Source organism: Halorubellus amylolyticus (genome assembly GCF_034808145.1).
GTDB lineage: Archaea > Halobacteriota > Halobacteria > Halobacteriales > Natrialbaceae > Halorubellus.
The window spans coordinates 22,075-44,100 of sequence record NZ_JAXHGM010000015.1 but is presented as its reverse complement, the minus strand read 5'-3'; the positions used below and the strand labels follow the sequence as shown (position 1 = coordinate 44,100).

The 22,026-nt window shown below is 56.0% G+C and carries 23 protein-coding genes and 5 pseudogenes; 19 read left to right on the top strand and 9 right to left on the bottom strand.

The window, feature by feature from the left end; translation table 11 throughout:
- Nucleotides 1-74: 74 nt before the first annotated feature.
- From SM754_RS19560 to SM754_RS19550, 3 genes are all read left to right on the top strand, one after another.
- Nucleotides 75-1,001: a transcription initiation factor IIB gene (locus tag SM754_RS19560; RefSeq protein WP_323677859.1), complete on the top strand. Its 927-nt coding sequence runs from the start codon at nt 75-77 to the stop codon at nt 999-1,001.
- Nucleotides 1,002-1,081: 80 nt separating this feature from the next.
- The gene (locus tag SM754_RS19555; RefSeq protein WP_323677820.1) at nt 1,082-1,594 is read left to right on the top strand and encodes a winged helix-turn-helix domain-containing protein; all 513 of its coding nucleotides are present in this window, start codon (nt 1,082-1,084) and stop codon (nt 1,592-1,594) included.
- Nucleotides 1,591-2,043, top strand: coding sequence for a toxin-antitoxin system TumE family protein (locus SM754_RS19550; protein WP_323677819.1), 453 nt, complete (start codon nt 1,591-1,593; stop codon nt 2,041-2,043). The genes SM754_RS19555 and SM754_RS19550 overlap by 4 nt, the downstream gene beginning before the upstream one ends.
- Nucleotides 2,044-2,050: 7 nt before the next feature.
- Here SM754_RS19550 and SM754_RS19545 read toward each other — a convergent pair whose 3' ends face one another.
- Nucleotides 2,051-2,602, bottom strand: a complete 552-nt coding sequence (locus SM754_RS19545) for a DUF7342 family protein (protein WP_323677818.1) — start codon at nt 2,600-2,602, stop codon at nt 2,051-2,053.
- Between the two features lie 136 nt (nt 2,603-2,738).
- Between SM754_RS19545 and SM754_RS19540 the strand changes: the two genes are divergently transcribed.
- The 3 genes and pseudogenes from SM754_RS19540 to SM754_RS20655 all read left to right on the top strand — a co-directional run.
- Entirely contained in the window at nt 2,739-3,620 is an 882-nt protein-coding gene (locus tag SM754_RS19540; protein WP_323677817.1) for a biosurfactant protein 1, read from the top strand.
- 138 nt (nt 3,621-3,758) lie between these two features.
- Complete coding sequence (locus SM754_RS19535) at nt 3,759-3,947, top strand: DUF8012 family protein (protein ID WP_222923617.1); 189 nt, start codon at nt 3,759-3,761, stop codon at nt 3,945-3,947.
- Between the two features lie 230 nt (nt 3,948-4,177).
- Nucleotides 4,178-4,312 (top strand): annotated as a pseudogene (locus tag SM754_RS20655) (DUF8012 family protein); the annotation flags it as partial.
- 667 nt (nt 4,313-4,979) lie between these two features.
- On the opposite strand, the gene SM754_RS19525 reads toward SM754_RS20655, so the two are convergent.
- Nucleotides 4,980-5,582, bottom strand: a complete 603-nt coding sequence (locus tag SM754_RS19525; protein WP_323677816.1) for a hypothetical protein — start codon at nt 5,580-5,582, stop codon at nt 4,980-4,982.
- 327 nt (nt 5,583-5,909) lie between these two features.
- On the opposite strand from SM754_RS19525, the pseudogene SM754_RS19520 reads away from it, so the two are divergent.
- The 7 genes and pseudogenes from SM754_RS19520 (at nt 5,910) to SM754_RS19490 (ending at nt 9,514) form a co-directional block, all read left to right on the top strand.
- Nucleotides 5,910-6,331: pseudogene (locus SM754_RS19520) on the top strand (DUF8025 family protein).
- Nucleotides 6,332-6,438: 107 nt separating this feature from the next.
- On the top strand, nt 6,439-6,933 hold the full coding sequence (locus SM754_RS19515) for a DUF7995 family protein (RefSeq protein WP_323677815.1): 495 nt from the start codon (nt 6,439-6,441) through the stop codon (nt 6,931-6,933).
- Nucleotides 6,934-6,939: 6 nt separating this feature from the next.
- Nucleotides 6,940-7,305 (top strand): annotated as a pseudogene (locus tag SM754_RS19510) (DUF7568 family protein).
- A gap of 72 nt (nt 7,306-7,377) precedes the next feature.
- Nucleotides 7,378-7,773, top strand: a complete 396-nt coding sequence (locus SM754_RS19505; RefSeq protein ID WP_323677814.1) for a DUF7567 family protein — start codon at nt 7,378-7,380, stop codon at nt 7,771-7,773.
- An 82-nt stretch (nt 7,774-7,855) separates the two neighbouring features.
- A complete protein-coding gene (locus SM754_RS19500) occupies nt 7,856-8,440 on the top strand; it encodes a hypothetical protein (protein WP_323677813.1) in 585 nt (194 codons plus the stop codon).
- Between the two features lie 111 nt (nt 8,441-8,551).
- A complete protein-coding gene (locus SM754_RS19495; RefSeq protein WP_323677812.1) occupies nt 8,552-9,109 on the top strand; it encodes a hypothetical protein in 558 nt (185 codons plus the stop codon).
- 177 nt (nt 9,110-9,286) lie between these two features.
- Nucleotides 9,287-9,514 carry a hypothetical protein gene (locus SM754_RS19490; RefSeq protein WP_323677811.1) on the top strand — a complete coding sequence of 76 codons (228 nt, stop codon included), beginning with the start codon at nt 9,287-9,289 and terminating at the stop codon, nt 9,512-9,514.
- A 78-nt stretch (nt 9,515-9,592) separates the two neighbouring features.
- Here the strand turns inward: SM754_RS19490 and SM754_RS19485 are convergent, their stop codons facing one another.
- Entirely contained in the window at nt 9,593-10,729 is a 1,137-nt protein-coding gene (locus SM754_RS19485) for a hypothetical protein (RefSeq protein ID WP_323677810.1), read from the bottom strand.
- A gap of 440 nt (nt 10,730-11,169) precedes the next feature.
- Between SM754_RS19485 and SM754_RS19480 the strand changes: the two genes are divergently transcribed.
- From SM754_RS19480 to SM754_RS19470, 3 genes are all read left to right on the top strand, one after another.
- The gene (locus tag SM754_RS19480) at nt 11,170-11,901 is read left to right on the top strand and encodes a DNA methyltransferase (RefSeq protein WP_271959733.1); all 732 of its coding nucleotides are present in this window, start codon (nt 11,170-11,172) and stop codon (nt 11,899-11,901) included.
- Nucleotides 11,902-11,991: 90 nt separating this feature from the next.
- Nucleotides 11,992-13,248, top strand: a complete 1,257-nt coding sequence (locus tag SM754_RS19475; protein ID WP_323677809.1) for a DNA methyltransferase — start codon at nt 11,992-11,994, stop codon at nt 13,246-13,248.
- A gap of 202 nt (nt 13,249-13,450) precedes the next feature.
- On the top strand, nt 13,451-14,404 hold the full coding sequence (locus tag SM754_RS19470; protein WP_323677808.1) for a hypothetical protein: 954 nt from the start codon (nt 13,451-13,453) through the stop codon (nt 14,402-14,404).
- Nucleotides 14,405-14,995: 591 nt separating this feature from the next.
- On the opposite strand, the gene SM754_RS19465 is transcribed toward SM754_RS19470, so the two are convergent.
- Nucleotides 14,996-15,622, bottom strand: coding sequence for a hypothetical protein (locus tag SM754_RS19465; protein WP_271959726.1), 627 nt, complete (start codon nt 15,620-15,622; stop codon nt 14,996-14,998).
- A 437-nt stretch (nt 15,623-16,059) separates the two neighbouring features.
- On the opposite strand from SM754_RS19465, the gene SM754_RS19460 reads away from it, so the two are divergent.
- Nucleotides 16,060-16,332 carry a hypothetical protein gene (locus SM754_RS19460; protein WP_323677807.1) on the top strand — a complete coding sequence of 91 codons (273 nt, stop codon included), beginning with the start codon at nt 16,060-16,062 and terminating at the stop codon, nt 16,330-16,332.
- The gene (locus SM754_RS19455) at nt 16,329-17,180 is read left to right on the top strand and encodes a hypothetical protein (RefSeq protein ID WP_323677806.1); all 852 of its coding nucleotides are present in this window, start codon (nt 16,329-16,331) and stop codon (nt 17,178-17,180) included. The genes SM754_RS19460 and SM754_RS19455 overlap by 4 nt, the downstream gene beginning before the upstream one ends.
- Before the next feature lie 91 nt (nt 17,181-17,271).
- Here SM754_RS19455 and SM754_RS19450 read toward each other — a convergent pair.
- Nucleotides 17,272-17,435: pseudogene (locus SM754_RS19450) on the bottom strand (restriction endonuclease); the annotation flags it as partial.
- 265 nt (nt 17,436-17,700) lie between these two features.
- Complete coding sequence (locus tag SM754_RS19445; protein WP_323677805.1) at nt 17,701-18,867, bottom strand: ISH3 family transposase; 1,167 nt, start codon at nt 18,865-18,867, stop codon at nt 17,701-17,703.
- 316 nt (nt 18,868-19,183) lie between these two features.
- Here SM754_RS19445 and SM754_RS20650 point away from each other — a divergent pair.
- Nucleotides 19,184-19,452 (top strand): annotated as a pseudogene (locus SM754_RS20650) (hypothetical protein); the annotation flags it as partial.
- A 169-nt stretch (nt 19,453-19,621) separates the two neighbouring features.
- Here SM754_RS20650 and SM754_RS19440 read toward each other — a convergent pair.
- The 3 genes from SM754_RS19440 to SM754_RS19430 form a co-directional block, all read right to left on the bottom strand.
- On the bottom strand, nt 19,622-20,485 hold the full coding sequence (locus SM754_RS19440; RefSeq protein ID WP_323677804.1) for a GIY-YIG nuclease family protein: 864 nt from the start codon (nt 20,483-20,485) through the stop codon (nt 19,622-19,624).
- On the bottom strand, nt 20,472-20,897 hold the full coding sequence (locus tag SM754_RS19435; RefSeq protein WP_304449952.1) for a DUF6884 domain-containing protein: 426 nt from the start codon (nt 20,895-20,897) through the stop codon (nt 20,472-20,474). Before SM754_RS19435 ends, SM754_RS19440 begins: the two co-directional genes overlap by 14 nt.
- 62 nt (nt 20,898-20,959) lie before the next feature.
- The gene (locus SM754_RS19430; protein ID WP_323677803.1) at nt 20,960-21,952 is read right to left on the bottom strand and encodes a transposase; all 993 of its coding nucleotides are present in this window, start codon (nt 21,950-21,952) and stop codon (nt 20,960-20,962) included.
- Nucleotides 21,953-22,026: the final 74 nt, after the last annotated feature.

Below are 22,026 nucleotides of genomic sequence, written 5' to 3'. Positions count from 1 at the left end.
AATTGGAGTCTATTTACCCCTCGATGGGTGAGGGGCTCGCTGTACTGGCGAGTTCCTCGATCACGGTGAGAACGATGGCAACCAGAGACATCTACGAGAGCGGATTCGACGAAGACGTTCGAACGGAATCGAGTGCGAACCAATGCCCCGAGTGCGACGGCCGGGTCACGACGAACGCGGTCGAAACGGTCTGCGAGGACTGTGGGCTGGTCATCGACGAACAGCGCATCGATCACGGGCCGGAGTGGCGGGCGTACGACAACGAGGAGCGCGAGCGAACGGGTGCTCCACTCACTGCGGCTCGCCATGATCGCGGCCTGTCGACGGAGATCGGTCGCGGTACCGACGCGAAGGGGAACGAGATCTCTGGGCAGAAGCGACGGCGACTGGCGCGGATGCGCCGTGAGCAGATCCGGGGTCGCTGGCGGTCGAAAGCGGAACGGAATCTCGCACACGGATTGGGCGAAGTGAGCCGGTTAGCGAGTGCCCTCGAACTTTCCGAGTCAATTCGCGGTCAGGCGTGCCAGCTCTTCAGGAGCGCGCAAAACGAGGATCTGCTTCGTGGCAGATCTATCGAAGCCATCGGCGCGGCCAGCGTCTACGGAGCCTGCCGGTGCAACGGCCGTTCGCAGCTCCTCGACGACATTATGACGGTGGCGACGGTCGCAGAATCGCGGGTCACGAACGCGTACAAGACACTCAACAAGGAGCTGGGACTCCCAGCCAAACCCGTGAGGCCGACGATGTACATTCCGCGGCTGGCATCCGACCTCGACTGCCCGGAGCGGATCCGACGCCGGGCGCGAGTACTTGCCGAAGCAGCCGAGGAGGCGGGGGTGACGACCGGCGTCCACCCGGCCGGCTTCGCCGCGGCCTGTCTCTACACGGCCGGCCAAGAACAGGGGCGGTGGGTGACGCAGTGTGCTGTCGCCGAGTCCGGGAACGTCACGCCGACGACCGTCCGAGCGCATTACGAGACACTAAAAGAGCAGGTAGCCTGAGAACGCTCCTGCACGAACACAGCTAAAAAGAGATAGTTTTCTTAGGAAACTATTTGTTCCTAGCCCGCGTAGCACCCAGTATGACCGAGACGTGGGACGACGTCAACGAGCAGGTCAAGGCGGACTGGAAAGACGACACGACGCCGTTCGAGCGGGTGTACGAAGTCGTTGAACAGACCCACGACGGGCAGTCGGCAGCCGAGATCGGCGAGCGGGCCCTCGTGAGCGAGCCGACAGCGCGTCGCCACTGCAAATCGCTCGTGAACACGGGCTTCGCCGAGACCGAACAGGACGGCCAAACGACGCTGTACAAGCGCAACAGTGATCGGGTGTTGATGTCCCGGATCCGCGAGCTGCGTGAGGAAGTCACTCGACCGGAGTTGCTGGACAGTATCCAGGAGATGAAGGCCGAGATCCGGCGCTACGAGGACCGGTACGACGTGGTGTCCCCGGAAGAACTCGCCCAGCAACTCGACGGCGACGAGACGGAGGGGTGGGATGACCTCACCGCGTGGCGTACGACGCGACAGAATCTCGCCGTCGCGCAAGCAGCACTCGCGTACGACGAGGCCAGCCACCAGCTCGCTGTATGAGCGACGACGACCGCGCCGGCGAGTTCGGACCGATTTATCTTCCGGCACTCCAGCGGATTCGTGACCTCTGGCTCGACCTCGAACCGCTCGTTGACGCCACAGCGTACGACGATGTCGTCGCTCCCACAGAACTGCAGATCAGTCTCAGCGATGGGCTCGCCGATGCCGAGAGCGCTCGGCTCGATATCCAGTGGAGCGAACTGGGGATGTATTCGTTCCATTACGTCGATAGCGACGATGTCAATTGGCGCTTCGATCGTCACCCGAACACACACTCGCCCGAGAGTCATTTCCATCCCCCGCCTGCGGCCGCAACGACGGACGCCGAACCGTCGTGTATCGACGTGACTGAGGTCTCACTCGTGACACGTGCCGTCCACGCAATGTGGCGGGCAGCGTACGAGGACAACAACATCGACCAGTTGAATAGCGCATCAAACCCGCCGTAAGGCGGCATTATCGCATGGCGCGGTCAGCCAGGTCCATCATCTGCTCGCGAGCAGCTTCGACATCCGAGTAGAGCACCAACGCGTGCTTGATGAGGCGACGGTCCTCCAGATTCTCTTCCCAGCGTGTAATCACGTCACGGCGTTCGTGAAGTTCGTCACTTGCGAGATCGCCATCAGCAAGCGACTGTTCGAGCTCTTCCCACGTCTCGACATCGTAGGTCGCCTGCCACTCCTCGATCTCTTCGGTGATCGCCGCCAATTCGTTGCGCAGCTCCTCGCGCGTGTTCTCCTCGATGAGCGAACGGATTTCCTCGAAGAGCAGGCGCGTGTAGTCCGGCTGATAGCGAGTCGTCTCGCCGGCCTCGACGCGACGCAGTTGGCCCTGGTCAACGAGATCCTGGAGCTCCTCGTTGGTCGTGCTCCAGGCGGCGTCGGCCTGCTCGCTGATCCAGTTAACTGAGCGGGGTTCCCGAAGTGACTCGGCGACCGCCCGAATGCGGTCGCGGGCGCTCATCGACTTATCCCACGACTGAACGCCATCTCGCGGAGATTCGGACATGCGTGGCACCTCTTGCAATAGTGTTCGTGCCTTACACTCATATATGATTGTACCTTCTCGCATAATCAAGAGTTCGTTACGAGCATAGGCGTCCGGACATTGAAATACGAAACCGACAGAAGCGATGAGCCAACCGATGCACAACAGATATTCTGATTTTGAAGAACTGCGGCCGACCGGCGAGGCGTCCCATATTCCGGACACGAGGCTGGATGACGGGTGTGAAGGTAACCCCAGACGGCAACGTGTCGCAACGAGCACTGACGGCTACCCTGCTGCGCCGACGGTAACCGACGGCGAGTGCCGGTCCTGTGGGGCGTCAGTCCCAGACGGGCAGACGAAATGCCGGTTCTGTCTTACCAACCATCTCGGGAGTGACGCGACTAGCACGGGCGAGTCAGCGTCGACGACGGTCCTCGGCATCGTCCACCTGGTCGTCGAGTCGACCACGTTCTACGGCGCCGTCGCGAAGGGCGGCGCGGCAGCGAACCTCCTCTCCGCCAACGAGGCGGAGCCGGCCGTCGACGACTACACGCTCATCTACGACCTCGACGAGGCACCGGCGCGCCAGCTGGCCGAACAATGGCCCTCACTTCCCGACGCGGTACAGGTGTCGTCAGAGGAGGGAGAGCGGCTTCTCAGTGCCGCCCGTGACCGGACTGGGTGGCACGGGCAGGAAGCGGCGGAGCCTCAGGAGCAGGCCCCGACGCGGCTCTACGACCAGCGTGGGGATGGCATCCGCGACGCGTCGCGTCTCGACGCGGTCCTCGACGATGCCGACGACGCGGTGTGGCTGGTTCCAGCGATGGCGCTGACCGAATCCACTGGCGAGGCTGCGGCTGATCGCCAGGTGTCGTCGGTACCGACGACTCAGGAACTCGACTGCCAGAACTGTGGACGGGCGACCGACCATCGGTTCAAGACCCACGAGTCGGTCCCGGATGAGGCGTGGACGGGGCAACCGATCTGGGAGTGTCGGGTGTGTGGCTCGGCTCGCTACGGCCCCAGTCTCGAGTAGCGCCAGTACTGAGCGTCGATTAACCAACACCCTGCGAGTAGCGTCGAGGGTCGTTGGTTAAGGCAGCGAGCTCCTGCAAGCCCGACGCCAGTCTCGATGGGGTGTCTTTCCGCGCCGGCGAGTGGTGAGGCGCTTCCGATGGAGCAAGAGTTCAAACAGGGCTACCGGATGCATCGTATACTCAGCAATCTCAACCGACTCGATGTCGATCGATTGGACGCCGCCGATCGAGAGCGAGTCGAGACCGCGAGAGACCTCCTAGAGGAGGTGAGCCTTCTCACGCGGCCGGGCGACGGAGCCGGGGCGGACGCCCACGCAGACTCCTAACTGGAGTCGCCGACTAAGCCCAGGGAGGCACCTCTCACGTTGGTTTATCGCCCCCGATAGGGGTGCGGGGGGCGACCCCGTGAGGTCCAGACATGGCGACACTGCAAGCTGCGACGACGTCGACCGGCGCGATCGTATCGGATCCACAGGCAGTCCGCGAGCTCTGTGAGAGCTACTGCTTCGGGACGCTCGACTGGAAGGTCACCGACAAGGGCGAACTCACCAATCACAAGCGCACCGAAACCGCCGGACTCAACAACGGAGATCAGAAGCGGATTGAGGCAGCGAGAGCTCTCCTACAAGATGTGAGTCTGCTCTCCCAGCCGGAACACAGCGGGGACGCCGGAACATATATCGAGTCCTGAGCGGCGGTGTAACGATGAATACGAATGTCTGGCTCCTGAGACTGTTTATTGTCCCCTAGAAGGGGTGCGGGGGAGAGAACCACGAGGCCGTAGTCGGCTGCTCCCAATCCGTCCACGGTAGCAGCTCGATACCGGATGCGGTGTGCGGTTCGGTCTCCCCATCGGCAAGTGGATCACCCCGCTCCCCGTCCTTTCGGTAGGCGACTGGGCATAGCCGGGGATCATTCGCGCGAAGTTCGCAGTGGGACTGGTGCCGACATCACGGCGGTGGGCGGCGATTAACGCCGCCTCGAAGCCCTTGCGCGCCTGGGCGTCAGCCGCGAACGACGGTGTAGCAACCGATACCGCAAACGCTGTGTCGTCTGCGTCCCGGATCGCCCACAGACACGGCGCCGCAGTGTGCGGGTCTCGGTACGGCATTTGATCGGCGTGTACGCCGCGAGCAAGCGCGCGCACTCGACCTCGGAGGCTGCGGCCCGTCTACCGACGTAGACGAGCTCGTCGTCGTCGGGATGCCACACACGGTAGACGCCAGAAGAGGTCGGAAGCGCATCAAGCTCGCCAGCACTCGGATCGAGATCGCGCCCCGGTAACCAAAACACACCCAGCCAGTCGTCTGCCTGTGGAGCGCTCATCGACTCGGGATGACAGTCCCGAACAGGTAAACTCATGACTCAATCGTCCACGTGATGACGGCGGCTCGCTTGTGAACGCGATGTTGAAGCCCAACAACACGATTGATCGCAGCGACAGTTGCGTCCAGGTCATACCAGAACTCAATATCTGCGACTACTTTCGCGGCGAGATCGGCGGGAGTGTACCGGTCCGGGAGAGACGACACAGTCGTCGGATCATCGGATGCGCGGTCGTAGTACAGCCCGAGTAGCGCTCCAGTATCATCCGCAGCGAAGTCAGTCACCCGTTGAGCGTCCGTAAGGAGCGTGTTCGTCGCGAAGGGGCTGAAGACGTGGGTGTACATGTGGGGTTCCGGATCGCCGTTGGCGCGCCAGTAGCGGAGCAATTTTGCCTCGACGGGTGTCCCATCCGGTAACACCAGATCACAGCGGCCAGCACCGTCAGGGTACGCGACCTCGCGGTCGAGATCCTCGTACCACGCATCCATCTCCCGGAGCGCCGCGAGCAACCGCCGCAGCTGCTCGGGTTCATCCTCGGATCCGATCCCCGCTCCATACTGGCCGGTTGTGTTGGCGTCAACATCCGGCAGCACAGCCGCGAGATCCTCTGTGAATCGGCTGAGTGTCTCTGTCACAGGCACGTTCTCTAGTGGGAGAAGCCACACGAAAACAGTAGGGGTGAACGAAGGGCAATCACTCCTAGAAACTCGGCATCCCGACCACATCAGCCGGAGAGCGCACCACTACTCGCAGTCAGAATGGTGCCACAACCACATTCTTCCAACGTAAAGAAGGGGCATCTCTCGATCAGTACATCCGGGTCGCCAACGACATCGAACTCAATGTTGGACTATTTTGAAGTCTGTTTGAGGTAAGTGTTTGCGAAAGGATAGCCACGTGGTCGTGCTGCCTGTTTTTCAGGGGGAAGAAATGGCTGAGCCCCACCTTGGGCTCGTGATTGGATGTCCGAGAAACCAGACGACGACCCATTCCACGATTGCGAGTTCGGTCCCGACGCAGTCCTCGGGACCCGCACCTTCCACGATGTCCTGTTCACCGGCGACACGGAGACGCCCGTGAAGTGCTCACGGGCGAGACGCCCGCACATTCGCAGGCGACTGTCGAGGAAGCGAAGGCGTTCGCTGTGAGTATCGACACGGACACACCACAAATCGCGCTCCCGGCCTCTGTCGAGACGCAGGTCGAAACCCAGAGCAAGCCCTACACCTCAGCTGCATTCTTCCACTTCAAGGCGACCGGATTGCTCGAACTACACCGTGCCTACCATGCCGCCTACGACTCCGACGCGTTCAGCGTCGACTTCGAGGCCGACTACGAGTCCGGTGATCTGACCATCACCGTCGAGCGTGTGGCCGACTCCTGAACGCGATCTCCCGAAGCAGGTTTATCGAGCGCCGGCGATGGGTGCCGGCGCACCGATCAGACAGAGCGACTAGAGCCCGGTGAGTCGGCGCTCCGAGGTGAACGAAGATGCATATGGTCATCTACGCCTTAGTCGAAGCACCGACACAGCACGACGCCCTGGTCGAAGGGAAAGCGGTCTTCGACCGTCTCGTTGGGGCGAATCCCCACGGCTGTGCCGTGTTTGACTACTACCGCACCTTCGACGAAGATGACACGACGGTTGCCGGGAAGGCTCGCTGGGGAGACCTACCGACGGCAGCACCCATCAATTCAGAGGAGGGCAGTGAACTGCTTGACCGAGCCTGGAACGCCACAAAGGAAGAGTTCCAGCGGAATCTCGACCGCGTGAAAGAGGCGCTCGACGAGCTCAGCGACGAGGAGATTATGCGTGATGAAGATCTCGCCCGACACGCGTTCCATCAGGTCGGCGCCTACGAGGGACCATCAGTCCCGATGTACGACCAGCACGCGATGGGGATTCGCCATCGCGATCAGCTCGATCGTGTCCTCGAGGAAGACAGCCAGACACTCTGGATTGTCCCCGCAGACGTCCACTTCTAACCGACAATGCCACGGATCACTAACTGGGCACGAGAAAGTCGCACGCCGACACTCGCGTATCGAAACACCGAGACTGGAGCGCGAGCTGTTCTACACCGGGCTCCGGATTCATACCGGCACAAGTAGCGCGGGGCGATCCTCGTCGACGGCTACCCGATCTGGTCGCGAGGCTTCGAGATGAAGGAGGCGACAACGTTCCGGAATGCGCTTCGGGAGCAGCCAGCGCCCGAACTGAACTGTCCGGAGTGTCCAAACGACGACGTCCTCGTCGGTGAGAAGACAGCTGATGGAGCGAAGGTACAGCGCTGGTACGACTGCCCGAACTGTGGGTACGAAGCCCCCTCGCGCATCGTCTACGGCCCTGAACGCTGAGAACGTACACACGCAGGGTGTTTTTCGACCAGGGCGGAGAGAGTGACCCGGTCGAACCGGGTCGGTCCAACAATGAGTCTCGAAGTACTCGACCGACACAGCGAGGCACTGTTTGAGTTCCTCTGGTGCCCCGTCTGCGGGCAGGAAGTGTTCACCCACATTCCCTTCGAGGGAGTGTTCTGCAAGAACTGTAACACGCAGGTCGTCCTCCGAGAGTCCCGAGAAAACCGTGGCTACGAGGAGGCTTTGCTCGCGTGTTTCGACACCGACTCGACGTGGAACCTTCACGTCGACGAGAAGCTCCGACGCGACCTGCCTGACGGCTCAGCACGGGTGAAAATCCTCGGCGCACCGGGGGCCTACAAAGTCGACTGGTGGAGTCCAGCACCTGAGGAGGATTGGGATCCGGTCAAGCGTGGTGAATTCGACGACGTGGAGGAACCAGACGAGGTGTCACATCTCGCGTAGCGGATTGCAATCCCGCTACGACTGTGTGGTGTTGTTTCAGCGCCGGCGATGGGTGCCGGCGCACACGCGCCGGCGAGTACCGATGTCGACACGGAGCCAACTCCGATTCGTCCAACGAGTCGAACAGACCAGTGAGACAGCTGGCAGCGCCGACCGCGTCGCGCAGGTGTACCGGCATTCGGACGGGTATCCCGGGAGCGTCCTCCGGGATCTCGCACAGCTGAAAGAGCTGCTCGATGCGACCCGGGCCGAGCGCGGACCGGGCTACACGGCGGCGACCTTCGTGTTCCTCGACAAGCTCTCGACGGTAGACCTCTATCTGGATGGCGACCCAGAGCGAACGATCGACGCGGCTCAGCCTGCTGACCTGCTTAAGCCGGCCAACATGGAGCACCTCGATCAGCCGCTGTTCCTGCTGGGCCACGGCGTCGAGAATCCGGCCGACGGTATCCACGGTGACGAAGAGTACCTCTACGTCGTCGAACTCCCGACAGAGAACCCGTTCGACGAGCCGACCGAGTGGACCGTCAAGGTGAGTGGCCACTCCGCCTTCCCCCGCTGGGACGGCCCGACCGACGAGGCCTTCGAGCGGGCCAGCTGGCAGTTCCACGGGTCACTTGAAGACGCGGTCACTAAACTGGTCCGTGACAAAGCAGTCAGTAAGTAATATCTGGCCTTGTTGAAATTCTCAAGCGGTGACAGGTTTCAGCGGGCCTGCTGAATACACAGCGCGTCCCGGTCACGTACTCTTTTGATACTAGCTGAGTTGGTGTCCATTATGACAGGGTTCCTAATTCAAGTGAGCGGTCATCCTATCGAAGAAAATGCTGCCCCTGCCTACATTGAAGGCGCGAAGGGGCCACGATTCTGTGATGAACCACTTCGCCGTGGAGAGTACTTCAACGCGAGTCCATTCTGGAAAGAGGAAGGGTTCGGAAGATATGAGGCTTGGAAAACGATCTCGTCTGGTGATGAGGGGCTGCTCTATTGTACAAGCAGTGTTGACGAGCACGGTGCCTGCCTGAGTCATCTACTCACCGTCAATGAAATAAATCGTAGTGACCACGAGGGCGCGAGACTGAAATTTTCAGCTGTTCAAGAACTCGTACCGAAAGTCTCCTACAGTGACGTCCAAGCAGAAATCGAGGCAGGCCGATTGTCGAAGGAAATGAAGTATTGCGGCCAAGAGGGTTTTAATATCACTTTGATTCCTGAGCCAGATGTTGATCGAATTCTTGATCTTGCTAGGTTAGAAGAGCAAGACAACAGATCCTTGGGGTCTCATCCCGACGACTCACTCAGAGAAATAGCGGAAGATCACTTTGGAGACTCATAATGTCGCGCCCAAAGATGCTGTAACGAGGCACACCAGTTGAGAAGACCAACACTCAAACTCTTTCAGGAAATACATACCCTACCTTTAGCAACCAGTACCTATCAGTCTCCGGGGATTTCAGCAGAGCCTAAAATACCAAAAGTCGTGTTTGTATAGTTAAGATTTAGAAAGACGCAGATGATTTTGAAGGCGAGACTCGCCGCCCTTGACGCGCTGAGTGCCGACCGCGAAGTAACACCGGAGGAACTCGCGGTTGAAACCGAGTACTTACGAGAGCATCTGTATGACGTACTCGACGAGTTGCTCGCGGGAACCTGTAACTCCAGCAATCAGCGTCGGGTTCGCTTCGCGGAACATCCCGTCACCGAGCGTATCGAACGCTCCAGTCAGTATTCAGCCACGTAGAGTGGGCATGACTGCTCTCGTAAGCCACCTCAGCGTGTATTGGACCTCGATAGGCTACGACCTATCCCTGATACCCGACTACGTATTATAATTCTGGATGAGTTCCGGTCGCTCTTGGTGACCAACGCATTGCTCTTGGAGAGGACACTGCGAGCAAAGTGGATCATCTCGATTGAGACAGGTTGACGTTCCAATACTCATCAAGCCGTCATCGAATTCTCCTAGCGTATACTCGGAGTCAAGCAGCAAGACATTCGGAATCTGCTGGATCTCAACCTTTCGCCATTGGCTTGTTTTCGTCCTCAGTAACTGCGTGAGAAGCTGGTCGTACGCCGATCGGAACTCTGGATCCTCAACGTGTTTCGTCGCGCCACTTCCTCGGATGTTTGTAACTCGAATGTAGTGGTTATCCCCCCGCCCTGCTTCGGTTTGGATCGCATTCCAGTTGCGATATTCCTCAAGATCAGCCCACGCAAGTAGCCATCCCGTTCTGAAGAGGACTCGCCCAGCGTTGCTGTCGAACGGCACCTCATACGAATACTGACCCCAGCCAGGTCGATCTCGTGCTGATGGGGTACGTAAGTCGAAGGTGTGGACATACCACTTCGCGAAAAGATGCGCTGCTTTGGGCCCAATTGCTTTCCCGAGGCCATATTTTGAGTGACTCTTCAGTTTATCAGTCATTATTTCACATGAATCAAATTCTTCAATAAACTCGCGAAGTGTCTTCCCTTCGTTTGATAGCCGGCTTATATAATAAAAAGGGGTTCCCCAACGGCTCATCAGGTAAAACCCGATATAATCGGTCGTTTGCATGCCAAATCGTGACTGAGAAAAGTACAGTGCATAGTCTTCCGGGGAGGACTCATTTGATTCAGCCCAGTCAGCCGCTCTAGCCTGTTTTACCACGCCGTGTTCTTCTTCGATGAGAGTGCTAACGCGCTGAAGGTGCTCAAAGAAGAGATCGGGCTCTGTCAGAATTGGGATTCCCTCGCTGTATAATCGCTCAACAACGTTGTTAAGAAGCATTCTGACGCCTTTTGGATCCGGCCCCTGATCCAGAACAGCCATTAGGTAGAGATATCGCGTTAGTACTTCTGGGTTTGAGGGAGAGATTTCCGGGACATCCGGGAGAGTCGGGCTTACTGCCTCTGTGTTATCGCGCCCTATTTGGGCAATTTCTGTAGTCAAGCGTTTGGCGCTGTCGCGATCCATATGACTAGTGGATGAGTGCTCGGTTACAAAATATTATTGGAATGATAGAAACTACCTCAAGTTCTCACACGGCAAGTATCGTATCACTCGAGTTCGGCGCAGGGTTTCCAGCGATCTTAATCCGTTTATGCTCAAGATTACACACACCGACTCTCTGTGGTTTTGTCATGCGCCTGAGAGGGCGCGGCGCACTACCAAGGCGGCTAACGAGACAGTTGCGCCGCAAGCAGCGATGATGATTACATCCGCACGCACGCCGGAGCAGATTCCGGTACGGCAGGACGCATTGCTGGTTAAACACAAACGGAGTTGTGATATCGCGAGTGTGTATAGATGGGAAGTGGTTGGACCAACGGTTAGAGCATTGTTATTATCAAAACAGGGCCGGCAACAGCCCGTCTTCAGAAGTCACTTGTACCAATTCTTCGTTGGAGAGAACAATGAGTGAGTCACCCATTACGGCGGATATTACCTATGATCTCTGTGACATGACTGAGTGGGACGACGTGAATGCGGATATCGCGATAACTGATCCGCCCTTTGGCCTTGAGTTTGATGGGAAGGCCAGTAACTACAACCGAGATACGTCACGCGTCGTCGACGGATATGTCGAGTGGGAATCGGATACGTACGGTGGAAAAATTAGTTCTCTACTGGATGTTCTGGCGCGGAATACGCATTCGGAAGGGCAAGGAATCGTGTTTTCGGGAAAGGACAACAGCCATCTCGTTCATCAGGCAGTCATTGACCATCCAGAGTGGACATTGGAAGGAAAACTCTACTGGGCGTACAATTTTGCTCCGTATTGTAAACTTCGCCCGGCACACAACGTCTATGAGTTGTATTGGATAGTCAAGGGGGATGATTGGTATTATTCAAACGAATGTTCGTATGACCACTGCCAGAGCGGTGAAGCCAATCTCTCGACACTCCAGATCAAGCGGAATTACCTCAAAGAAATGCCAAAGTACCCCACTCGGTTACCACCCAAGCTTGTGAAGGTTCTACTCGAACACTTCACCAGAGAAGGAGACACGGTGTTTGATCCCTTAGCGGGCTCTGGTTCCGTCGGGGTCGTCTCCGCACAGCAGAATCGAGAGGCAGTGATGGGTGATTTAAACGAAGAAGCAAAACGGGTGTTTAATGAAACACTTGAGTCGTTGGCTGAGTAGGTAGATGTAACCAGACGGGAGGGCACCTACACTAGAGACTGCGACTTATTCATCGTCGGATTCAATAGGGTTCTACTGGAGGTACTATCAATGAGCGATCTTGATGATATTCGACCCGCATGGCGCTCGCTGAAGCGCAAGTGGGAACACAGTTTCCATCCAATGTGTTCGTACATGGGGATGTTTCCCCCATCGCTTCCGCACTACTTTATCCATAAATTGACTAATGAGGGCGATGTGGTGCTTGACCCATTCGCTGGGCGGGGAACGACACCACTACAAGCCTGTGTAGACGGCCGCATCGGAATTGGGAATGACCTGAATCCGATGGCCTACATTCTTAACAAAGCAAAGGTGACACCGCCCCCAGCGGCTACAGTGAGAGAGCGCATCGAGGAGTTGCGGTTACAATACAATCCCCCGACTATTGATCACGTCCCACAGCGAATTCGGATGCTGTATCATGAGAATACGTTGAGCCAACTGGTTTATTTGAAACAGGAGTTTGGGTTAGACGACGCTGATTTCCCCAAGACAATTTTGAGTTTGTCACCAGCAGACACGTTCATAACAGGATTAATTTTAGGCATTATGCACGGCCAGAGCGGGCAGTATCTCTCTGTTTCGATGCCAAACACATTTTCGATGTCGGAGGGGTACGTAGAGGAGTACATCGAAAAGGAGGGTCTTGAGCCACCGAATCGTAATGTGTTTCAGAAATTGCTCGATCGGCTCCGCACAATATACAAGGATGGCCCGCCAGCACGTCGGGGACACGCGTTCTTTGGGGATGCGAGGGATCTGCCGTCTACGTTAGCCGACGCTGAGGAGACACCTGATCGGGCAGATCTTGTCTTTACCTCACCTCCGTATCTGAAGGTGCTGAAATACGGCCTATATAATTGGATCCGGCTGTGGTTCCTCAACCAAGAGCCTGATACGGTAGACCAACGTCTAGATGACGAACTCGACCTTGAGGCGTATCTGGAGTTCATGACGGATACATTTGAGGTCATGGATGATGTGGTCGATCCCGACACTGGGGTGGCGGCGTTCGTTATTGGAGACGTCGATCAGAATGGGGAGACAATCAACCTGGCTCGTGAAGTGGCTGAGGAGGTTGTCGCCCCAATGACGAATTTTGAGGTTGGACGAATCGTTGAGGATCGCGTACCAGACAACGAGAAAGTATCCCGGATATGGGGAGATACAAAAGGTGAAGCCACCGAGATTGACCGGATATTAATTGCTCATCGTGGTGAAGTTACTGTGCGAGAAAACCCATCTGGACTGAAAACGAAGTCGTTGCCCGGCCAGCAGGAAACACTCGGGTCGTTCAATAATTAGGGCCCGATACTTCCTGTTATTTATTGTATTATAGACACCAGCGACCATCCGGCACCGCCGCTACAATTACGTATCTTAGATCTGAGGTCACCGAATCTAGGGGATTGTACTCCCCAGTAACCGGGGTAGATTACCTGTCCGAAGTTGTTGTTTGTGTACTGTCAAGAGAAAGAGTAATACCCCTATCTTGTGAACTCCTTCTGTGGTTGGCCCAGAACATACCGTAGCAGACGCACTCTCTCGGAACGATATTCGCGAGGAGTTTCCGTTTCTCGACGATACCGACCGGACAATGGTCGTCGGAGGAGACATCGACGCAATTCTTTCAGCTGTATTCCTCCATCACGAACTGGGTTGGGAGGTCTCAGGGTTCTATACCGGGTTTGAAAATATCTACTATACGGACGAAGATGCCATCCAAGATGCCGTGTGGGTTGATCTCGACGTCTCCCGGCAAGACCTGCGAAGCATCGGCCATCATATTGTCCGTACTCAGCTCGACGACGAGCTCACTGGTCTCCAGGGCAGTCTTAATCTCAATGAGATACGCGGCGTCTACAAAGAGAACTTCACACGGAAGTACCCGCTCGGAACAATCCACTTTTTATTGTGGTTCTACGGAGTTAATGAACTGACACCACTCCAGAAAGCCTTCCTTTTGTCGGCTGACTCAACGTGGATCAACGCCCAACACTATACTGACAACGTCACCGACTGGATCGAGAACTGCCTACCTTCCCAGTGGTTGATCGACGCCGTGGAGGATGTTCAGACGCAAGAGTTCGAACACCGGATTGCCGAAGAGGTGTATCCGCGAATCGAGTCTACAGGGTTTTCCCGTGGCAGTAGCAGCGGCCGCAAGACTTCGTCTCACCTCAACCTCGGTGGTTGGCAGTGTTCATTCGAAGACCCGACTACTGAGAAGGTCGCAAACCTAATCGACCTCATTGGGGAGATTATGGATTGGGAGACGTTCAGCGTTCCGAGTGATATGCAGGTCGAACACGGGTCTCGACAGGGAACTACGTACGCAGAGGTTCGATCTCACTATGGTGATATGGACACGTTCCTCCGGGAGACCAACACCTTCTCCTTTGCTATTCCCAGCACGTACCGCAGCGTACGGATCAACCACACCACCGATGTCTCATTTTAATCGAGTTCCATACAAGAGACCGCTCTGAGCGTGAATTAATCGGGGAAATCGGATCTGTTACGAGAATCTCACCAACGTGTTCTGTTGGATCCGATGACGGCACAGAGATCACGAACTCTGAAGAGAAAATTATCTCGTAGTTCGTCGTCGAGGAGTTGGGTCGTTCTACACAATGATCTCGCTCTTCACTCTCTGCCAAGATTCTATCTCTGAATCCTCTCGACAGCGCTCCTGAGTCGAGTACTAAGTAACCCGATCCCAACGTCTTCTGTGGATTCAACAGAGCACACCAACAAAATTTTTCCCATGAGACGGATTGCTGTGATCAAATAATATTGAGCGAAAGCACCGGATGGTGAGCACGCTCCTTGGAGGAACAAATATATTGTTGCTACTCAGCAGCCCAGACCGAGGGCAAAGCCTTGTCACATCATATTCCTGCGGCAATGGTAGAAAGGGTGTTATGAATAAATTCTATCCAGCGGTTGATGATTCAATTATAACAGACATTACTTCCGCAATATGCAGATTCCTCGACACCTCAAGGAGATAATTAACCCGTCGCAACGATTCTGGACGGGGAATGCCTACCTAATCGAGCTTCTGCTGTTCGGCGCCGGAGGCAGATATCGATTCAATAAGCTCCATTTGCATCTCCATCTTCCGTTTTTTGTAGTCGACGTCGACCGTCTGTACCTCCCCGATGTCGCTTGGGTGAAACACGATCACAATATCTTCAAAGTAGAAATCACCCATAACTACGTCAGCATCAAACTCAAGTTTCGACGGTCGGCTATCATCGAAAATTGTCTCTTTTGAGATAACTCCCATTGAGTCTTGCTGGCCCACCACGAAGAAGTCAGCTAATTCTTCAGGATCAATGTGATTCCTCTCACCAAGATTATTAATCAGCCGAAGATTTGGGTCTCGTGGATCTTGACGGACATTAGTAAACAAAGCATCCTGCTCGTACTTGAACTCAATATCCAATCCCCGGTCTGTGTCAACAAAGTCTCGTCCCTTGTCGTCTACCCATTCAAGCCGCCCATCAGTATACACCTCTAGACATCGCTCAATAACGTCAGATTTGTCGAACCGGTCCTTGCGGCCATTTAATTGATCACCAACAGACTGTACTAACGTCGCGTAACGCTGCCTATCAAGCGATTCAGCCAGCTCACGGGCGTACTCTTCTGCGCTTGGAACGTTTGAGGCCATCAAGAAATTGTAAGACGGGGGTTATATTGACACTTATGTATTAAATCACCAACATATACGCCTCAAACACATATATATGAATTGTCGTCGAACCGTGAATAATAGAGAGTCATGGTATCTGATCAAAGCGGTAAGAACCGTATTTTTGACCAGTATAGTATATTAATACTAGAAATAATTTACTACTCCAGGTCAATAACTAGTAAGTCTACCGTAGGTACCATGAATCACAGCGGGTGGTACAGAGATGGGAACAGCGTTGATCGGTTCATCATTTGTGGAGCAAACGGCGTTGGCTCAATTCCAGGCTTTCCCAACAGCAATAATGAACGGTGACCTGATGGCTTGGTTGGTCGGCCTCACTAAGATCAGTTTGACTGAGTATTGTCTCTCAATGATGCCGAAGCTTTATACTCGAAGTTGTGGGACGTAATGGTATGAGCCAGAACAAGGTATACCAGGGTTTAAAAGACATTGGTGGGGAGGGAACAACGACTGAACTAAGAGACCACCTTTCAGAGAAGTTCCCCGATTCAACGTTGGCTGACTACGCGGTGAATCGACTGCGTCAATTAGAAGAAAAAGGAGTGGTGAAAATCGATGATAGTTCAACGCCGTACCGTGTTGTAGTTATCGACGATAATTGGGACGGGATTAAAGAGACACTTGCCGAAAGAGACTTTCCACCAGAGTCGGAAGACGAAGAATGAGCCAGCGGATTGTTTTTGAGGTACTGTCCTCTTTTAATAATCCAGTTACTAAGTACGAGTTGACCGATAAAATAGAGGAGGAATATCCGGAACGGTCCTTGTCTGATTACGCAGGAGGGCGGTTATCCGTATTGGTCGATAAAGGAGCAGTTCTGGAAGAGGGAAAGGGCGGAAAGGCGACCTATCAGGTCAATCCAGAGTATGACGTGGATGATCTTGGTGTGTTATTAACTGATTTCGATCGAGAAACAAGCAGGGAAGAACTGGAATCACACGGCATAGAGGTAACAAATATTGTTGGGAATGGAACATTTTCTCAAACAGTCGACCTCCAGCAACTTGGAGCAGAGGTCCTCAATGTAGAGTATGAACCAGAAACAAGTCCGATGGCAGTGTGGCGGCCATTTGAACAAAATGCGGCGACGGTTCTCGTTCCCTCCTCTGGACGGATTACTATTGTCGGTAGCAAGAACAGAAGTGAAATTCAGCAGGCCATATCGGAGATCTATGACCGGTTACCACCGTATGCGGAAGAGATCACGTCAAAAAAACAATTTATTAGAGAGTTTCAAATAACTAATATTGCGACATCAGCATCCCTAAGTCGAGAATTAGAGCTTTCGGAAGTCGCACTTGGGATTGGATTAGAAGAGACAGAGTATAATCCTGAGCAATTTCCTGGAGTTATTTACCGGCCACTTCCAGGCGTAGTCACGCTGTTATTTCGTTCCGGTAGTGTAGTGATTACTGCGAATTCATATTCCAAGGTATTAGACGGGTGGAAGGCGCTCAAGGAGGCGCTTAAGGAGATTGGGGTTCAGATAAACGAAGAGAATCAAATGGAATAATTTCTGCTGAGATTGTCAAAACAAACAATTCTATAGTATTCATAGACAATTTTGGGGTTTGGATTGGGATTTAGTCACTGGTCTCCAATTCGATGACCGCACGCCACGTGCCGTCGACAACCTCCTCCATAATGACGTTCCTTCCCCGTCGACAATCTTCTCAGCCTGGAAGATATCCTCGTAGCCGAGGCTGCGGAAGACATCCTCCATCAGGTCCTCAAACTCGAATCCCGAGAGATCGTCGAGTACAGCCATCTCCTGAGGGTAAGGGGTAAGCGTCCCCGTAATTCAACTGTAGGAGACAGCCGAGTCTATTCCAAATCCTCACGCAGACTCAGTACCTCACAAAGCATCCTCAGCTAGCTGTTTCTGAAGCCTGAGTTCTGTGGTGGAGCGGTTGTGCTGGGTGGTCTTGACGAGAAGATCGTCGACGAACCGACGGAGAGCTGTCGCTGTCGGCGGCGGCTGCCGCCGACGCGACAGCGTCGCCACTCCTGGCGGAGGCTAGCCCGGTCGGAGATTAGCGAGTAAACCGGTCGTCTGGTGGTCGGTTTGCGGGGACGGCCCGACGCGTCGCGAGGGCCGTCCACGCTGCCCGTTGAATCATGTTGATGAACTCCTTGAACGACCACTTCCAGAGGCGACGCCCTCCACGGCGGGGCGTCGCCACGTACTCCCAGTGTAAATACCGCCAGACGTTCTGTAACAACAAGCTCACCACGACGTACAGCAGCCGTACGACCGGATTTTGTGTCGAGGTCGTCGCAATACTTTGCTCGGAGAGTCGGTAGCTGGCCTCGATACCAAAGCGTTTCGCGTAGTGGTATCGAGCGTCTCGTGGTGAATTGATGAACGGCGCGTCAGCGGCGTAGCCGTGACGCGCCACTCCATGTTCGTCGTACCGTCCGTTTTGGTACGTACAGTCGATGTAGACGGGAAACTCGACGGTCCAGCTGTGACCGTCGAGTTTCGCCGTCATGTCGTGTTGAATCACGCGACTCCAGCCTTCCGAGAGTTCTTGCTTGATCGTCTGTCCCCAGCGGACGATCGGCATGACGTAGGCGTGGTTGTGTGCCTGAAGCAGCGTCAAACACTTGCTGTCGTAGAATTCGCGGTCAAGAAAGACGGCCTTGACCTCGAGGTCAAGGCTGTCGAGGATACCGAGAAACTCTGCGAGGACACTGCTGGCGGTGTCGCCGTCTTCGAGACGGCGCACCGCCAGCGTGTAGCGTTTGTTCTTCACACGCGCGTAGAGTGTGGCGTAGGCGTGGAACGCAGTCGTTCCACGCTTCGCTTGTGAGTGGTACAGGCCGTCTGTCCCATCTTCGTCGCCGTAGTAGGGCCGCAGGTGGAGGTCTGAAACGACCTCCACCTGCTGGGGAAGGACATCGAGGACATCCTTCTGAAGGAGCGCGTTTCCGACTTGTTCGAGCGTCTCAAGATCGAATTTGGTGCGGAGATGGTAGAGAACCGAATTTTCGTGGGGGGCGTCTTCACTTTTCTCACAGAGCGTTGAGACCGAGGTCCCGTCGGCGCACGCGCCGACGAGGACCTCGTAGATGTCTTTAGCATCGATCTCGGCGTTTTCAGCGAGTGTGAGAGCAACTTCCTCGTCAAGGGAGTTGACGAGGAAGTTAAGAAGCTGGTCCTCGTGAATTTCACCGTCTGCTTGCTTGGTATTAGACACACCTTCAGCAAGCAGACGTCTCAACTAACCGGCTTTGTGATGTACTGAGACTAGCTAACGAGCAAAGAACGACTCCACTGGCACCTCATCTGCTACGCTCGCAAGTCCCGAGTCTGCTAAGACAAAGCCCATCTCCGAAGGGCACGCGCCGCGTGCCAAGATCTCCCGCCGACACCACTTGTCAATTGTCCGCTCTTCGGGAAAGTCAGGCTTCCAGAACGGATTCGCATCTACGAGTGCCGTATCCGTACCGCCGTTTTTTACGCCACAATCGGTGGAAGCGCAGACCAAAACACATCGCGCCTTCGGAGGATCCTTCTATGGGAAAGAAGGGGCGTCTCCCGATCAGTCCGTCCACATGATCAACGACATCCTGTTCACCCGAACGCCGCGATCGAGGGTATCGAGCGGGCATACGAGCAGGAATTAGAGGCGGACGATGAGGATGGATCCCAAGCCTCGCTCGCCGGTGAATGGGCGCTGGCGAGCATCGAGCGCGTCAGCGACGACCTACAGGAGAAAGTCGAGCTGTTCGAAGAGCGCGAGGACGTGCTGCGTGAGCGGTTTCAAGAGGCGATGGGTTAAGAGCAGTAGGCCGTAGAGGTTTGTGAAGATGTCACTGGACCTGTACGCGGGAGATGGGTGATATAGAAAACACCTTGAGACGGAATGCCTCGAGTGAAGAAGATTCAGTCCCTGGGGAAAAACCTATTTCAGAACGACAATGGGCGATGGTGTGTAAGCAGCAGAGCATCTAGAACTGATCTCGTGGACTCTCCCCAACTTCTAGCCAGTGAACGCCGATAAGCTCCGTCTCAACCTCCTCGCGCTTGTGCTGGGCGTCGTGCTCCCCCAATTCCGAATACGAGAAAAGCAACGCCTCGTGCCGGTTTCGCCGGTGACGATACAGTCGTGACTTGAGATTCGAACTCTGCCCGATGTACTCCAGCGGCGGTGCCTCGCCCTCGCGCCAGATCCGGTACAGCCCATCGTCCGTCGGAATCGACGTGTCCGCGTCTGCCAGCGGTCGTGGAGACGACCACAAGAGCCCCATCCAGTCCTCCGAGAGCACGTCGTTGCTCTGGCTCCAATCCAGCGGGCCGACACCGTCCTCAGTGTTAGACTCCGTCTGACCTGGTTCGAGCGGCCCGCCGCGTTCCTCGCCGCTGCGGTACGTCGACTGCCGGTAGCCGTCAATAATCCGGCCGAAGTTCGCCGTCGGACTCTCGCCCATTTCACGGCGGTAGACTGCGATTAGCGCGTCCTCGAACGCCTTTCGAGATTGCTTGTCCTCAGCGAGCGTCGGCGTCGTGACCGACACCTCCAGTTTCTCGGCCTCCTCCTGCTGGACAGCCCAGAGACATGGTGCCGCGGTGTGTGGATCGCGATAAGGCATTTCCTCGGCGAACGCCCCGTGGGCGAGCGCACGGACTCGACCACGGAGGCTGCGCCCAGTCTCGCCAATATACTCCAGACCGGGGCGGGCGGGATGGCGAACGCGGTAAAGCCCCTCGTCAGTGGAGAACGTGGATAGGTGGTCGCCGCCGGGATCGAGAGTCCCCCAATTCGACCACTCTACGCCGAGCCAATCTGCGGCGTAGAACCTAGATTCGTTCATTGTACCACGACAACGTCTCGCCCATCCGTAGTCCCTCGGTTGGAATCCCGACGTCGACTGGCTCGTCGTGGAGCAGCGGCAGGAGTTCCTCGTAGTACGCCCTCCCAGCGTGAATGACGAGAGTGTTCCCCTCCGCGAGCAGGTCGCGCTCCCGTAGCTGTCCGACGACAGTTCGGCTCCACTCTCGTCGCTCTTCGCCGCCAGCGTTGTTCAGCGTCTCGTCGTAGGGCTCGATCGGCGAGCCGTCTGGATCAAGAACGTTGTACTTCGCCGAAAGCACGTACCACTCATCGTGGTTCTCCTCGACGTAACTCCGGGCCTTCCGGAACAGCGCGGAGGGCTCGTAGAGTTCCCTCGGCGTCGACGCCGAGTCCTCCTTCGCCTTCGTACAGCTCACCAACCCGATCTCCATATACCACCGGTCCACCGTTACGGGAAAATACGTTCCGCCTTGAGGGTGTCATAGAAGAGTTCTCACACCGTGATCACGGTGCTTCCCGGATTGTCTCCGCGTTCGTAGTTGGTGATTGCGACGACGAGACGAAGGCACAGCGCGAGGAACACCTGCGCTCGTGCGTGGACGCGGCCTCGGGCGTGCGTTCGCCCGAGGCCGCAGTCCTTCACTGATTCGTTGGTTCGTTCGACTCCAGTGCGGCGGTTGTACGTCTCATCCAACGTGGACTGCTTCAGCTGAACGTCCTTGCTGTGTTGTTCGATTCGGTCTTCGACCCGGTACTCGATATCTTTCGGGTCATCAGTGTTTCGCGCGTTGTACGGAGCGACTGGCACGACCCCTGCGGACAGCAGGTGGTCGTGCCAGTCGAGCGTGTCGTAGGCGCTGTCACCGACCATCCAGATCGGCGTGGCGACGGCGAGCGCGTCACGCGTGACGCGCATCGCCGTCTCCTCTGGCGCTTGCTTACTCTCTGTGAACTCCGCTGCAATCGGGATCTTTTGCCCGGTCGAGACAATCGTACAGCCGTAGCCGTAGTAGTACTCGTCACCGGTTGGATCGTAGCACTTTGACGCGTCTTGATCGGCGGGCATCGCTCTCACGTCAGTTGAATCGATGCAGTAGGTCAAGTCGAGCAGGCCGCGCCGGGCGGCCTGCTCGACGAGCCTCTCGAAGACGTCATCAACGACGTGTTCGAGATCGGTGAGAAAGCGATCAACTGCGTCTCTGGACGGTGGTGAATCAAAGCCACAGCCAAGCCAGACAACCGTATTGTGGAGTTCTCGTGCAACAGGACGAATGCCGTGGATGTCCTTGTAGTAGCAGTGCAGAAAGCCACGCATCAACTCTGGCGGTTCGTGCTCTCGTGTTCGCCCCGTCTCCGCCGGGGCGAACACGTCGAACTTTTCGAGAAACTCGAAGGAGAGCTGCTCGAACAGCGCTAGCGTCTCGGTCTCCACGACATTGAAGAACGACTCTACCGAAGGATCATCTTGCAGGGTCGCTGAACTCATTCCACCTCAGCGTTCACCCTGCTCTTTGGTGTGGTAACCGTTCTATGACACCCTCTCCGCCTTGTGAATAGGAA